The sequence below is a fragment of the Kingella sp. SNUBH-2017 genome (genome assembly GCF_028680565.1).
GTDB classification, from domain to species: Bacteria; Pseudomonadota; Gammaproteobacteria; order Burkholderiales; family Neisseriaceae; genus Kingella_D; species Kingella_D pumchi.
This window is the reverse complement of the sequence record NZ_JAPHVK010000012.1, coordinates 45,514-57,361: the sequence shown is the minus strand read 5'-3', so window position 1 is coordinate 57,361 and position 11,848 is coordinate 45,514. Positions and strand designations below refer to the sequence as shown.

14 protein-coding genes are annotated in these 11,848 nt (G+C 61.5%); 6 read left to right on the top strand and 8 right to left on the bottom strand.

The window, feature by feature from the left end; all coding sequences use genetic code 11:
- The first annotated feature begins 1 nt into the window (after nt 1).
- Both OP500_RS09495 and OP500_RS09490 read left to right on the top strand, forming a co-directional pair.
- Complete coding sequence (locus tag OP500_RS09495; RefSeq protein WP_238747597.1) at nt 2–673, top strand: DedA family protein; 672 nt, start codon at nt 2–4, stop codon at nt 671–673.
- A gap of 101 nt (nt 674–774) precedes the next feature.
- The gene (locus OP500_RS09490; protein ID WP_238747599.1) at nt 775–1,905 is read left to right on the top strand and encodes an anhydro-N-acetylmuramic acid kinase; all 1,131 of its coding nucleotides are present in this window, start codon (nt 775–777) and stop codon (nt 1,903–1,905) included.
- A gap of 438 nt (nt 1,906–2,343) precedes the next feature.
- On the opposite strand, the gene rpmG is transcribed toward OP500_RS09490, so the two are convergent.
- Nucleotides 2,344–2,499: a 50S ribosomal protein L33 gene (gene rpmG, locus OP500_RS09485; protein ID WP_009117634.1), complete on the bottom strand. Its 156-nt coding sequence runs from the start codon at nt 2,497–2,499 to the stop codon at nt 2,344–2,346.
- 23 nt (nt 2,500–2,522) lie between these two features.
- Nucleotides 2,523–2,759, bottom strand: coding sequence for a 50S ribosomal protein L28 (rpmB, locus tag OP500_RS09480; RefSeq protein ID WP_238747601.1), 237 nt, complete (start codon nt 2,757–2,759; stop codon nt 2,523–2,525).
- 263 nt (nt 2,760–3,022) lie between these two features.
- On the opposite strand from rpmB, the gene OP500_RS09475 reads away from it, so the two are divergent.
- The 4 genes from OP500_RS09475 (at nt 3,023) to OP500_RS09460 (ending at nt 6,531) form a co-directional block, all read left to right on the top strand.
- Nucleotides 3,023–3,802, top strand: coding sequence for a hypothetical protein (locus OP500_RS09475; protein WP_238747603.1), 780 nt, complete (start codon nt 3,023–3,025; stop codon nt 3,800–3,802).
- 23 nt (nt 3,803–3,825) lie between these two features.
- Nucleotides 3,826–4,479 carry a vWA domain-containing protein gene (locus OP500_RS09470; protein WP_238747605.1) on the top strand — a complete coding sequence of 218 codons (654 nt, stop codon included), beginning with the start codon at nt 3,826–3,828 and terminating at the stop codon, nt 4,477–4,479.
- Between the two features lie 66 nt (nt 4,480–4,545).
- On the top strand, nt 4,546–5,721 hold the full coding sequence (locus OP500_RS09465; RefSeq protein WP_274070793.1) for a TerD family protein: 1,176 nt from the start codon (nt 4,546–4,548) through the stop codon (nt 5,719–5,721).
- Between the two features lie 156 nt (nt 5,722–5,877).
- On the top strand, nt 5,878–6,531 hold the full coding sequence (locus OP500_RS09460; protein WP_238747609.1) for a TetR/AcrR family transcriptional regulator: 654 nt from the start codon (nt 5,878–5,880) through the stop codon (nt 6,529–6,531).
- A 290-nt stretch (nt 6,532–6,821) separates the two neighbouring features.
- On the opposite strand, the gene OP500_RS09455 is transcribed toward OP500_RS09460, so the two are convergent.
- The 6 genes from OP500_RS09455 to lapB all read right to left on the bottom strand — a co-directional run bounded on the left by OP500_RS09455 (nt 6,822) and on the right by lapB (nt 11,840).
- Nucleotides 6,822–7,574 carry a Nif3-like dinuclear metal center hexameric protein gene (locus tag OP500_RS09455; protein ID WP_238747611.1) on the bottom strand — a complete coding sequence of 251 codons (753 nt, stop codon included), beginning with the start codon at nt 7,572–7,574 and terminating at the stop codon, nt 6,822–6,824.
- A gap of 31 nt (nt 7,575–7,605) precedes the next feature.
- Entirely contained in the window at nt 7,606–8,043 is a 438-nt protein-coding gene (locus OP500_RS09450) for a TIGR01244 family sulfur transferase (protein ID WP_238747613.1), read from the bottom strand.
- 157 nt (nt 8,044–8,200) lie between these two features.
- Nucleotides 8,201–8,812 carry a lytic transglycosylase domain-containing protein gene (locus OP500_RS09445; protein WP_238747615.1) on the bottom strand — a complete coding sequence of 204 codons (612 nt, stop codon included), beginning with the start codon at nt 8,810–8,812 and terminating at the stop codon, nt 8,201–8,203.
- A complete protein-coding gene (gene tehB / locus OP500_RS09440; protein WP_274070792.1) occupies nt 8,809–9,669 on the bottom strand; it encodes an SAM-dependent methyltransferase TehB in 861 nt (286 codons plus the stop codon). Before tehB ends, OP500_RS09445 begins: the two co-directional genes overlap by 4 nt.
- A gap of 77 nt (nt 9,670–9,746) precedes the next feature.
- A complete protein-coding gene (gene rsgA, locus OP500_RS09435; protein ID WP_443135147.1) occupies nt 9,747–10,664 on the bottom strand; it encodes a ribosome small subunit-dependent GTPase A in 918 nt (305 codons plus the stop codon).
- Entirely contained in the window at nt 10,665–11,840 is a 1,176-nt protein-coding gene (gene lapB, locus OP500_RS09430; RefSeq protein WP_238747621.1) for a lipopolysaccharide assembly protein LapB, read from the bottom strand.
- Nucleotides 11,841–11,848: the final 8 nt, after the last annotated feature.

Here is an 11,848-nt window from a genome sequence, read left to right as displayed (position 1 = left end):
TATGTTGACCCTGTTAGAAGCCTTTTTCGTGCAGTTCGGCTACGCCGCCGTGTTTTTCGTGCTGATGCTGTGCGGTTTCGGCGTGCCGATTCCCGAAGACATCACCCTGGCGGCCGGCGGCGTGATTTCGGGCTTGGGCTATGCCAACGCGCATCTGATGGTGGTGGTGGGCATGATCGGCGTGCTGGCCGGCGACGGCGTAATGTTCGGACTCGGCCGCATCTACGGCGAAAAAATACTGCGCTTCAAGCTGGTGGCGCGGGTGATGAAGCCCAAACGCTACGCCCAGGTGCAGCAGAAATTCGACCAATACGGCAACCGCGTGCTGTTTGTCGCCCGTTTCCTGCCCGGCCTGCGCAGCCCGATTTTCCTAAGCGCCGGCATGAGCGGCAAAGTGTCGGTGTGGCGCTGGCTGCTGATGGACGGCCTGGCGGCGATGATTTCGGTGCCGCTGTGGGTTTATCTCGGCTATTACGGCGCCGAAAACCGCGACTGGCTGATGGCCAAAGTCCACCAGTTCCAACACGGCATTTTCGCGCTGCTGGGCGTGCTGGCGGTATGGCTGGGCTGGTATTTCTGGCGCCGCCGTCGCAGCCTGCTGGCGCGCAAACGCGACCTGCTGGAAAAACGCCGCCTGCGCAACAGCCGCAAGCAGGACGGCGAAACGCACTGATCCCGCCGCCAAATTTTTCAGGCTGCCTGCGCCGCCCCATGTGGGGTGAAGGCAGGCAGCCTGAAAACCTTTTTCTCTCCCTTTTTCCGTTTCCCTTTCCCATGCAACACAGCCAACTCTATATCGGACTGATGTCCGGCACCAGCATGGACGGCATCGATGCCGTGCTGGTGCGCATGGACGGCAGCCGCTGGCAGGGCGCGCTGGCGCACAGCGCCGTCGATTATCCCGACGCGCTCAAGCAGCGCCTGCTCGAACTGCAGGACTGCGGCCACGACGAAATCCACCGCAGCCGCCTGCTGGCGCAGGAACTCAGCCGCCTGTACGCCCAAGCCGTCGCCCAGCTGCTCGCCGCGCAAGGGCTCAAACCGCAGGACATCGCCGCCATCGGCTGCCACGGCCAGACCGTGCGCCACGCCCCGCAGCACGGCTACAGCGTCCAGCTCGCCGATTTGGCGCTGCTGGCCGAATTGAGCGGCATTTTTACCGTCGGCGACTTCCGCAGCCGCGACTTGGCCGCCGGCGGCCAGGGCGCGCCGCTGGTGCCCGCCTTCCATCAGGCGCTGTTTGCCGACGAAACTTCCACCCGCGTGGTGCTCAATATCGGCGGCATCGCCAATATCAGCGTGCTGCCGCCGGCAAAGCAGCCTGAAAACCCGTCTGCCGCCCAAGCCTGGGGTTTCGATACCGGCGCCGGCAATATGCTGATGGACGCCTGGGCACGCCACATCTGGCAGGAACCCTACGACGCCGGCGGCCGCCGCGCCGCTGCCGGCCGCCTGCTGCCCGATTTGCTGGCCAAACTGTCGGCGCATCCCTATTTCAGGCTGCCTTATCCCAAAAGCACCGGCCGCGAACTGTTTTCGCTGTCATGGCTGCAAAGCCATCTCAATGGCGGCGAAGACCCGCACGACGTGCAGCAGACGCTGCTGCAGTTTACCGTCCTCACCATTGCCGATGCCGTGTTTCAGGCTGCCCCGCAGGCGCGCCGGCTTTATGTGTGCGGCGGCGGCACCCGCAACGGCGCGCTGATGGCCGCGCTGACCGAACGCCTGCAGGCCGGCGGCATCAGCGTTGCTGACACCGGCGCGCTGCAGCTTGATCCGCAATGGGTCGAAGCCGCCGCCTTCGCCTGGCTTGCCGCCTGCTGGTGTTTGGGCGTGCCGTCCAACCCCCACCGCGCCACCGGCGCCGGCAAAGCGCTGGTGCTGGGCGCCGGCTACCACGCCTAAGGCGGCAAAAGCCCCGCCATCATGTTTTCAGGCTGCCTGCGTCGCATTCGCGCAGGCAGCCTGAAAACTTATCGGAACCCTAATCCGGCGCAACGGCAGGGCAGGGCGGCAGCCTGAATGCCCGTATCCGGCAGCTTTTGCCGTTGTCGTTTCATATGTTTGCCAAGCGGTGCGGCATCCCGCCGTAGGTCGGATACTTGTATCCGACATTTTTTTCCGAACCGGATGCCGCCCCCCTGCGGCCGGCTGTCGGATTCGAGAATCCGACCTGCGCGGCTTTGGTTTTCAGGCTGCCTTGTCCTGTCCGTCCCGTTCCGCCGCCAAAGCCGCCCCCGCCGTTTTCAGGCTGCCTGTGCTCTCCGTTTTGCCACGTTTTGGTGTTTGCGGCGCGCAAAACAAACCCCTGCACTTTGGCAGGGGTTGGGGAAAGCAAACGGATTATTTCAGTTTGGTTTCTTTGTACATAACGTGTTTGCGGGCAACCGGATCAAATTTTTTGATTTCCAGTTTGCCGGGCATGGTACGTTTGTTTTTGGTGGTGGTGTAGAAGTGGCCGGTGCCGGCGGACGATTCCAGTTTGATTTTATCGCGCATGATGGTTTTCCTTTATCTACGGATTAAACAGTTTCGCCGCGAGCACGCAGTTCGCTGATTACGGCTTCGATGCCGAGTTTGTCGATGGTGCGCAGGGCGGCGTTGGATACGCGCAGGCGAACCCAGCGGTTTTCGCTTTCCACCCAGAAGCGGCGGCTTTGCAGGTTGGGCAGGAAGCGGCGTTTGGTTTTGTTGTTGGCATGCGATACGTTGTTGCCGGACATCGGGCGTTTGCCGGTTACTTTGCAAACTCGAGCCATGATGGTCTCCAATACTGATTGTTTGAAAAATTGTTCGGGTTTCGTCCGCCGACCCGGCTAGTCGGGCGCATCTGCGGCGGCTGATACGGAAAAACGCGCGATTATACGGGTTTTCCCGCCGACGGGCAAAGGTTTTTTATCTGCGCCGCTACGGGCGCCGGCGCTTTGCACGGACGGGGTTTCGGGCGATAATTGCCGCTCCCGCGCCACGGTTTCAGGCTGCCGGCGCCTGTCTTTACATCCGTTTTCAGAAAGGAAAACCCATGCATCTTTCCCGATTTGCCGCTGCTCTGTTGCCCGTTTTGCTGGCCGCGCCGGTTTATGCGCAAAGTTGCGCCCAGGTTGATGGCAAGCTGGCCGCGCATTATCAGGAAATGATCGACAACGGCAGTTACGCCGGTAATGCTGCGGACGATGCTTCCGGGCGGCGCGACAAGGCCGCTGCCGCTTTTCAGGCTGCTTTGGGTGCTTATTTGAAAGATGCGTCGTCGTGGCAGTGCAAGTTTCCGCAAACGGTGGGTAAAAACGGCCTGAGAATCGTGGAGAGCAGCGATAGCAAACTGCGCACTTATTCGTGGGATGAACAGGACGGCGGTTCCATGCACAACCACACCACGCTGGCGCAATGGCGCGCCCCGTCCGGCGCCATCCGCGTAAAAACGCTGAGCACGGGCGAAGCGGCGCCGTTTGTAAGCGATCTGATTGCCGATAACTTCGGCCACTACGGTAAAGGCTATATCGTGATCGGCTACGGCATCGGCAGCAGCCGCGCGCATTCCCAAGATTTGACCATCTACCGCCTGGGCGAGCGCAATTTGCAGCCTTTGAACATTATCCGTACGGCCAAGCTGACCAACACGCTGGGCTATGGCTTTGATGTAAGTACCGTGCAAAAAAGCGGCCTTGCCGACATCGCTTACGATCGAAGCAGCAAAACCATCAGCCTGCCGGTGGTGGTGGACGACGGCGAAGGCTTCGGCACCGTTAAGAAAGCCCGCATCCGCTACCGTTTCAACGGCCGGTATTTCGTTAAAACCAAGTAAACCCGATATTTCAGGAGAACGCTATGTCCCGACGCCTGCTTACCTATATCTGCATCGACACTTCCGGCTCCATGCGCGGCGAGCCGATTGAAGCGGTAAACAACGGCCTGCAGTCGCTGCTCTCGTCGCTGCGGCAAAACCCCTACGCGCTCGAGAGCGTGTATCTGAACGTGGTAACCTTTGACAGCGGCATCAAAGAAGTGCTGCCGCTCACGCCGCTGGAGCAGGTGGTGATGCCTGAAATCGTCTGCCCCGACAGCGGTGCGACGCTGCTGGGCGAAGCGCTGGAGCATATCGCCGCATCGGTTGCACGCGACCGCGTGGTCGGCAGTGCCGAGCAAAAGGGCGACTGGCGGCCGATTCTGATTGTGCTTACCGACGGCAAACCCACCGACCTTCTGGCCTATAGCGAAGTGCTGCCGAAAATCAAGGCGCTGGGTTTCGGCAATATCGTTGCCTGCGCTGCCGGCCCCAAAGCCGATCCGGCTTATCTCAAGCAGCTCACCGATACCGTGGTGTCGCTGGATACCATGGACGCGGCGTCGTTTGCTAAGTTTTTCCAATGGGTGTCCGAAGCGGTTGCCACCAACAGCAGCAATGCCGGCCAGGCCGCGCAGTCTGCCGATCAGGGCGACACCCTGCCGCCCCCGCCGCCCGAAATCAATATCGTGCTGTAAACCGCCGCCGCCGGCTTTTCAGGCTGCCTGAAAAAGCCGGCGGCGAATCTGTATGGGAGAAACCAGATGAGCCAAATCCTTACACCCGGCGCCAATGCCGCTTTGGGTGCCGCCGATATTACCGTCCGCATCCGCTGCGCCCGTGAAATCGACGTTGCCGCCTACCGCCTGGCCGCCAACGGCAAAGTGCGCGGCGACGGCGATATGGTGTTTTACGGCCAAACCGCCAGTGACGACGGCAGCCTGAAATTTGCCGCCGGCAGCGGCGAGAGCAGTTTTCAGGCTGCTTTGGCGCGTCAGCCGGCGGCCATCGAGCGCATTGCCTTTGCCTTTTCCGCCGCCGTGCCCGCTTCGGCGCTGGGCAGTTTGAGCATCGAAGTGCTGGAAAACGGCGCCGTCAGCCTGAATTGTCCGGTCGAACTGGCCGACCGCAGCGAAGCCGCGCTGATTTTGGGCGAATGCTACCGCCGCAACGGCGCGTGGAAATTCCGTTTCGTTGCCCAGGGATTTAACGGCGGGCTTAAGCCTTTGTCGGAGCATTTCGGCGTGGAAATTGCCGACGACGGCGCCGCGCCCGCCGGCGCGCCGAGTGCTCCGCCGGCACCTGAGCCGCCGAAAGTCAATCTGGGCAAAGTTACGCTGGATAAGGCACGGCCGCAGCTGAGTTTGGAAAAACGCGGTGCGGACTTCGGCGAAATCAAAATCAACCTGAACTGGAACCGCGGTGCCGCTCCCGCCCCCGCCGCGCGCGGTTTTCTTGCCGGCCTGTTCAACAAAGGGCAGGGCGGCGTCGATTTGGATTTGGGCGCCTTTGTCCGCCTGAAAAACGGCAGCACCGACGTGGTGCAGGCGCTGGGCGAGCGCTTTGGCAGCCTGAACCGCGCGCCCTATCTGCGTTTGCGCGGCGACGACCGCACCGGCGCCGTCAGCGAGGGCGAATGGCTGGACATCAACGGCTCGCAGTGGGCGCAAATCAGCGAAGTGCTGGTCTATGCCTTTATCTACGAGGGCGTGCCCAACTGGGACGCCACCGACGGCGTGGTTACATTGCACGTGCAGGGCCAGCAGGTCGAAACCCGCCTGACCGAGGGCGGCAGCCGCAACGGCATGTGCGCGGTGGCGCGGCTGATCAACGACAACGGCAGCATCCGCATCGAGCGTATCAACCGCTATTTCCCCGGCCATCAGGAAATGGACCGCGCCTTCGGTTGGGGCTTTTCCTGGACGCGCGGCAGCAAATAATGCCGCTTCAGGCAGCCTGAAAGCAGCGTTTGAGCAGTTTTGGCGGCGAAAACGCAGCATCTGCGCCGGCAGAATGTAATAAAATACGCAGCTTTTCAGCGCGGGCGGACAGGCATCCGCCCGCCTGTGCCAGTTATCGAAAAGGAGACAGCGCCAATGGCCAAAGAACCCAAGCAGCACCACACCTATGTGCGGATAGTCGAAGCCAGCCTGAAACTTTTCAACGAATCGGGCGAGCGCAACATCAGCACCAACCACATCGCCCAGTATCTCGACATCAGTCCCGGCAATCTCTACTACCACTTTGCTAACAAAGACGAAATCATCGTCCAGCTCTTTAAGCGCTACAGCCGCGATCTCTTGGGCTATCTGTCGCAAACGCCGCTGCCGCGCACCGTGGAAGACGCTGTCGGCTATATGCAGGGCGTGTACGACGTGATGTGGCAGTACCGTTTCCTGTTTAGCGACGTCAATACCCTGCTGCTGCGCAGCACCGAGCTTTTGGGCGAGCACAACGAATTTACCCGCGAACGCATCGCCCCGCTGCTGATCCGGCTTTTGGAGCAGATGCAGGACTTGGGCATGGTGAAAATCGACGCCATCGGCATGCGCGATTTGTCGGTCAATATGTGGCTGATTACCAAATACTGGCTCGATTTTGACCGCTCGGTGGAAGGCGTCGACGGCTCCGGCGAATACGGTGCCGCCGCCAAACAACGCGGCGTGCGCCGCACCCTGAGCCTGCTGCGCCCCTATCTGCAGGGCAGCCATCTGGCGCGTTTTGATGAACTGATGGCGCAGGGCGGCTGAATCCGCTGCTTCAGCTGCAGGCAAACCGCAGTAAAGCAGCCTGAAAACCGTATCGGTGGTTTTCAGGCTGTTTTTTGGTGCGCGGTGCGCACCCTACTGTGCGGGTCGGATACCCGTATCCGAGATTTTCATCTCTTGCCTGAATGCCGTCCTTGCGGCCGGCGGATTCAAGAATCCGACCTGCGCCACAGCTTAAAGCAGCCTGAAAACGGGAAATCCGTTTTCAGGCTGCTTTGGAGTTTGTTTACAGTTTGGTGCGCAGGGCGCACCCTACTGGTTTTCAGGCTGCTTTAGGCCGGATTGGCTTCGTCGAAAAAGCTGACTTCGATGCCGAAGGTGTCGGCGATGGCGTTCCCGAGGGCTTGGATGCCGTAGCGTTCGGTGGCGTGGTGGCCGGCGCTGATAAAGACGGTGCCGGTTTCGTTGGCCAGATGGTATTGGGCTTCGGAGATTTCGCCTGTGATGTAGGCGTCGGCGCCGTTGTCGATGGCAGCCTGAAAATAGCCCTGAGCGCCGCCGCTGCACCACACCAGTTTGTCGAGCACGCGCTCGGGGTCGCCGGCGACGGTGGGACGGCGGCCGAGGGCGGCGGCGATGTCGTCGGCAAGGCCGGTGAGGGTTTGGCCGCGTTTGCCGTTGCGCCCGGCGGCCAGCAGGTCTTGGTCGCCGAAGCGGTATTCGGGCAGCCAGCCGCAGCGCGCGGCCAGTTGGGCGTTGTTGCCCAGCTCGGGGTGGGCATCGAGCGGCAGGTGGTAGCCGGCCAGGTTGATGTCGTGGGCGAGCAGGGCGGCGATGCGCTGTTTTTTCCAGCCGGTAATGGTGGCCGGCTCGCTTTTCCAAAACATGCCGTGGTGCACCAGCAGCATATCGGCGCCGATGGCGGCGGCGTGGTCGATGGCGGCGCGGCTGGCGGTTACGGCGGTCAGGATGCGGCGGATGCCGGTGCGCCCTTCGACCTGCAGGCCGTTGGGGGCGTAGTCTTTGAAGCGTGCGGTATCGAGGGTGGCATCGCACCAGTCGAGCAGGGTTTGGCGGTCGGTCATAAGTTTTTCAGGCTGCCTGAGGCGGGGAGAATCAGCCTTTTTTCGGCCGTACGGCTTCGATGCGCTCGCGGGCGCCGGAAAGGTCGATGCCGACCAGTTCGGCGGCCTTGATCAGGCTGTTGGTTTCGACGCCGAGCTTGGCTTGGTTGAGCGCCCACATCAGGGTGGAGCGGGTGCCGCTGCGGCAGTAGGCGAGAATGGGGGCGGGTGATTTGGCGACGGTTTCGCGGAATTCTTCGAGCAGCTGGTCGTTGATGCTGTCCATGGTTACCGGCAGATAGACGACGTTTTCGATACCGGCAGCCTGCAGCCAGCCGCGCACGGTTTCAAAGTCGGGCTGGCCGGGCTCTTCGCCGTCGGGGCGGTTGCAGATGACGGTTTTGATTTCGTATTGGGCGGCCTGCTTGGCCAGACGTTCGTTGAGTTGTTTGCTCACGTAGAGATAGTCGGCAAGTTTTTCCAATGCCATTTTCGGTTTCCTTTCTGCCGCTGGCAGCGGCATATTGTGTGTTGTTTGAAACGGGCGCGATTTTAACGCTTTTTGCCGCAGCGTGTTAATCCGGCGCCGGCGGCGGTTTTTTCAGGCTGCCTGAACGAAAGGCAGCCTGAAAAGAGGTAGGGCGTTTTCAGGCCGCTTCGGACTGCCACTGCCAGCGCCGGCGCCAGGCGCCGAGTACGGCGTCGGGGTATTTGCTGCTGCCGAGGCTGCCGTTGTAGCGGGCAAGCGCGCGGGTGAGGTTGCCGTTTTCCAGATTGCTGTAGTGACGCAGGATGGTGCAGCCGTAGCGCAGATTGGTGCGGATGTCGAACAGATTGTGCTCTTCGGTGCCGATGTAGCGCTGCCAGAAAGGCATCACCTGCATCAGCCCTTTGGCGCCGACGGAACTGATGGCGTACTGGCGAAAGGCGCTTTCGACTTCGATCAGGCCGAGAATCACCTGGGTGTCCAGATCGGCGCGGGAGGATTCGTACTGGATCATCACCAGCAGGCGGCGGCGGGCGGCTTCGCTGTCGACGAAGCGGGCAAGGCGCACCGACATATCGTTGAGCCAGCGCTGGCCTTCGGCGGCGCGGGGAAACACCAGCCGCGGCGGGCTGGCGTTGGCAACCGATTGGCGCATCACGCTGGCGACGTCGTCGGACAGGGTTTCTTCGCGCTGGGCGCCGGCATACGCCCACGGCGCCGCCAGCAGCGAAGCGGCGCCGGCAATCAGGCGGCGGCGGACGGCATCGGTCATGGTTTGCGCGCCAGCATGGTGGCGAATTTGAGTTGGATGGGGTTGCCGTTGGCGTCGGTGGCGTGCATCGAGCCGATTTCTTCGCGGTAATCGATCATTTCCCAGCCGTCGTAATAGCGTGCCAGCTCGCCTTCTTTGAAGGTGAAGTTAAACGGCATCATGCAGGGAAAGTCGGCGGTGTCCATCGCCGAAACGATCAGATTGTAGCCGCCCGATTGGGTGTGCGCCTGCATATCGGCGATGATGGCGGGCACGCGCTGCGGGTCGAGAAACATAAACACCACGGTGGCGACGATAAAGCCGTAGTCTTCGCCGATGTCGGCCTGGTTGATGTCGTAGGCAAACGCCTGCAGCGGCAGGTTTTCCTGCGCCGCCGCTTCGGCCAGGCCGTGCAGGCCGCCGGGGTTGTAGTCGCAGGCATCGACATCAAAGCCGAGCAGGGCGAGCGTGAGCGCGTTGCGCCCCTGGCCGCAGCCTAAATCCAGCGTTTTGCACGGGGAAACGTGCGCGAGCGCTTCTTTGACCGCCGAATGGGTGGCGGTCATGCCGTATTTTTTGCGGAAATAGTCGGTTTTGTCGCACCAGAAGGAAAGCTGCAGCTGCAGATCGTCGCCCTGCGCTTCGATTTTGTGCCATTGCTGCGGCTGGATGACCCATTCGCCGCTCTCGGGTGTGAGCAGGTGTTCGGAAACGGTGCTGCCGTCTTCGTTCAGGCGGTAAAACTTCAGGCTGCCGGCCGAGACCTGCAGCCGCCCCCACGTGCCTTCCTGGGTGTTGTGCTGCGACAGCAGCGCGTTCGGAATATCGGCGGCGTGCCAAACGGGCATTTTTTTGTAGCAAATCAGATTGTCGTTCATGGTGTCGTCCTTTGTGTCGAGAGTGTGAACAGGTTTTCAGGCTGCCTGAAAACGGCAAAGCGCCCAATCTTGGCGTGTCAGTCCAATTCGTTGCTCAGTTTTTGCAAAAAGGCCAGCCGCTCGGCGCGGACGGCGCCGCTGTCGGCGGCGGCTTTGAGCGCGCAGCCGGGTTCGGCGCGGTGGCTGCAGTTGTGGAAGCGGCATTGTCCGGCCAGATGGCGCAGGTCGGGGAAATACTGCAGCAGCTCGGTGCGCTCCAGATGGTGCAGGCCAAATTCCTGCAGGCCGGGCGAGTCGATCAGCTTGCCGCCGTTGTCCAAATCGTAAAGACGGGCGTGGGTGGTGGTGTGGCGGCCGGAATCGAGCGCGGCGGAAATCTCGCCGGTGCGGGCGGCATCGAAACCGAGCAGGGCGTTGGCCAGCGTCGATTTGCCCATGCCGCTTTGGCCGAGCAGGATGGCGGTTTCGCCGGCCAGCAGCGGCTTGAGCGCATCGGCATCTTCCAGCGCGCATAAGGGCAGCAGCGGATAGCCAAAAGTTTGGTAGAAAGCCAGTTTTTCCAGCCAGGCGGCGCTTTGCGGCAGGTCGCTTTTATTGACGGCAATCAGCACGCGGATGTCGGCGGCTTCGGCGGCGAGCAGGGCGCGCTGCAGCAGCATTTCGCTGGGCGCGGGCACGGCGGCGGTTACGATGACCAGCAGGGTAACGTTGGCGGCAATCAGTTTCGAGCGGTAGGCGTCCTGCCGGTAGAGCAGGCTCTGGCGCGGCAGCAGCTCTTCGATAACCGCCTGCTCGCGGTTGAGCGGGGTAATGCGCACCCAATCGCCGCAGGCGAAATCAACCCGTTTGCCGCGCGTATTGGCTTCGTAAAGGCAGCCTGAAAGCGTGCGGACGCTGAAACGGCGGCCGTAGCTGGCGGTGATTTGGGCGGTGTTTTCGGTGTTAGACATGGGGGGGCGGGTTTCAGGCAGCCTGAAAGGGCGGGATGGCCGCATTCACACTTCGGTTTTGTTCGGCGTGAAGGTTTCCCATTTGTTGCAGGCGGGGCAGTGCCAGAAGAAGACCTGCGATTTGAAATTGCAGTTGCGGCAGCGGTACATCAGGCTTTTTTGGATTTGGCGGTCGATCACGTTGCGGATCATTTCGGCGTCTGCTTTCCACGACGGATGCAGCGAGGAGAGGCTCATGCTCAGCAGGCGGTAAACGCCGTTGAGATCAGGGCGGGCGCGCACCAGTTCGAGCACAGTTTGGTTGGCGCGCTCTTCGCCGTAGAGCAGCAGCGATTTTTCGTAGATCAGCTGGGTCAGATCGAGCTGGGGAAAGGTTTTCATGTAGCCGATCAGGATGTCCAGCCCTTCGGCGGCCTTGCCCTGGGCGTCGAAAGCGTCGTACAGGCGCTCGCCGACCATGCTCAGATAGGCGTAGTTTTGTTTTTCGATGGCGCGGTAGGCATCGGCGGCAGCCTGAAAATTGCCTGCTTTGTATTCGATGTCGCCCAAAATCATATTGGCGCGCGTGCATTTGGCATTGTATTCGAGCGCGATGGCAACATGGCGGCGGGCGGTGTCGGCATCGGAGGCAAACAGCGCGGCCTGCGCGGTTTCGCAATGGAACTGGGCGATTTCAAAGCGGTAGGTTTGTTCGTCGTGAGACAGCAAGAGCGCGGTTTCGGCGGCTTTTTCCCAATCGCGGTCCTGCTGGTAGATGTTGAGCAGCACTTCGCGCGCTTCTTTGGCCATGCGGGTGTTTTGCAGCGGCAGCACGGTTTCTTCGGCGCGATCGACCAGGCCGGCGTTTTGGAAGTCGAGCGCCAGCTCGTAGAGCACTCGGCTGCGCTGGTCGGCATCCACGTCGGGCGAATCGAGCAGGGATTTGTGCATCGAAATCGCCTTGTCGTTTTCGCCGCGCTGGCGGTAGAGCTTGCCGAGGGTCAGGTTGAGGCGGTAGGCGTCGGGGTGGCCGCCGGCGGCTTCTTCCAGATGCTGCGCGGCTTGGGCGCTGTTTCTGTCCACCAGCGCGTTCAGGCTGCGGTAGAAGCTGTCGGGCACCGATTTGGCCTGCTTGAGCACCGCTTTCATATCGACGCGGGCGGCAATCCAGCCCATGGTGAAGAAAATCGGCTGCAGCAAAATGGCGGCAACCAGCGCCCATATCCAAATATCGTTTTCCATAGGGCGCG

What these genes read in the sequence shown, in the direction of transcription:
- rpmB (WP_238747601.1), bottom strand. Translation starts at nt 2,759, where the DNA reads ATGGCTCGAGTTTGCAAAGTAACCGGCAAACGCCCGATGTCCGGCAAC.
- OP500_RS09465 (WP_274070793.1), top strand. Translation starts at nt 4,546, where the DNA reads ATGAGCCAAATCCTTACACCCGGCGCCAATGCCGCTTTGGGTGCCGCC.
- OP500_RS09450 (WP_238747613.1), bottom strand. Translation starts at nt 8,043, where the DNA reads ATGGCATTGGAAAAACTTGCCGACTATCTCTACGTGAGCAAACAACTC.
- OP500_RS09470 (WP_238747605.1), top strand. Translation starts at nt 3,826, where the DNA reads ATGTCCCGACGCCTGCTTACCTATATCTGCATCGACACTTCCGGCTCC.
- OP500_RS09455 (WP_238747611.1), bottom strand. Translation starts at nt 7,574, where the DNA reads ATGACCGACCGCCAAACCCTGCTCGACTGGTGCGATGCCACCCTCGAT.
- tehB (WP_274070792.1), bottom strand. Translation starts at nt 9,669, where the DNA reads ATGAACGACAATCTGATTTGCTACAAAAAAATGCCCGTTTGGCACGCC.
- rpmG (WP_009117634.1), bottom strand. Translation starts at nt 2,499, where the DNA reads ATGCGCGATAAAATCAAACTGGAATCGTCCGCCGGCACCGGCCACTTC.
- OP500_RS09460 (WP_238747609.1), top strand. Translation starts at nt 5,878, where the DNA reads ATGGCCAAAGAACCCAAGCAGCACCACACCTATGTGCGGATAGTCGAA.
- rsgA (WP_443135147.1), bottom strand. Translation starts at nt 10,664, where the DNA reads ATGCGGCCATCCCGCCCTTTCAGGCTGCCTGAAACCCGCCCCCCCATG.
- OP500_RS09475 (WP_238747603.1), top strand. Translation starts at nt 3,023, where the DNA reads ATGCATCTTTCCCGATTTGCCGCTGCTCTGTTGCCCGTTTTGCTGGCC.
- OP500_RS09445 (WP_238747615.1), bottom strand. Translation starts at nt 8,812, where the DNA reads ATGACCGATGCCGTCCGCCGCCGCCTGATTGCCGGCGCCGCTTCGCTG.
- lapB (WP_238747621.1), bottom strand. Translation starts at nt 11,840, where the DNA reads ATGGAAAACGATATTTGGATATGGGCGCTGGTTGCCGCCATTTTGCTG.
- OP500_RS09490 (WP_238747599.1), top strand. Translation starts at nt 775, where the DNA reads ATGCAACACAGCCAACTCTATATCGGACTGATGTCCGGCACCAGCATG.
- OP500_RS09495 (WP_238747597.1), top strand. Translation starts at nt 2, where the DNA reads ATGTTGACCCTGTTAGAAGCCTTTTTCGTGCAGTTCGGCTACGCCGCC.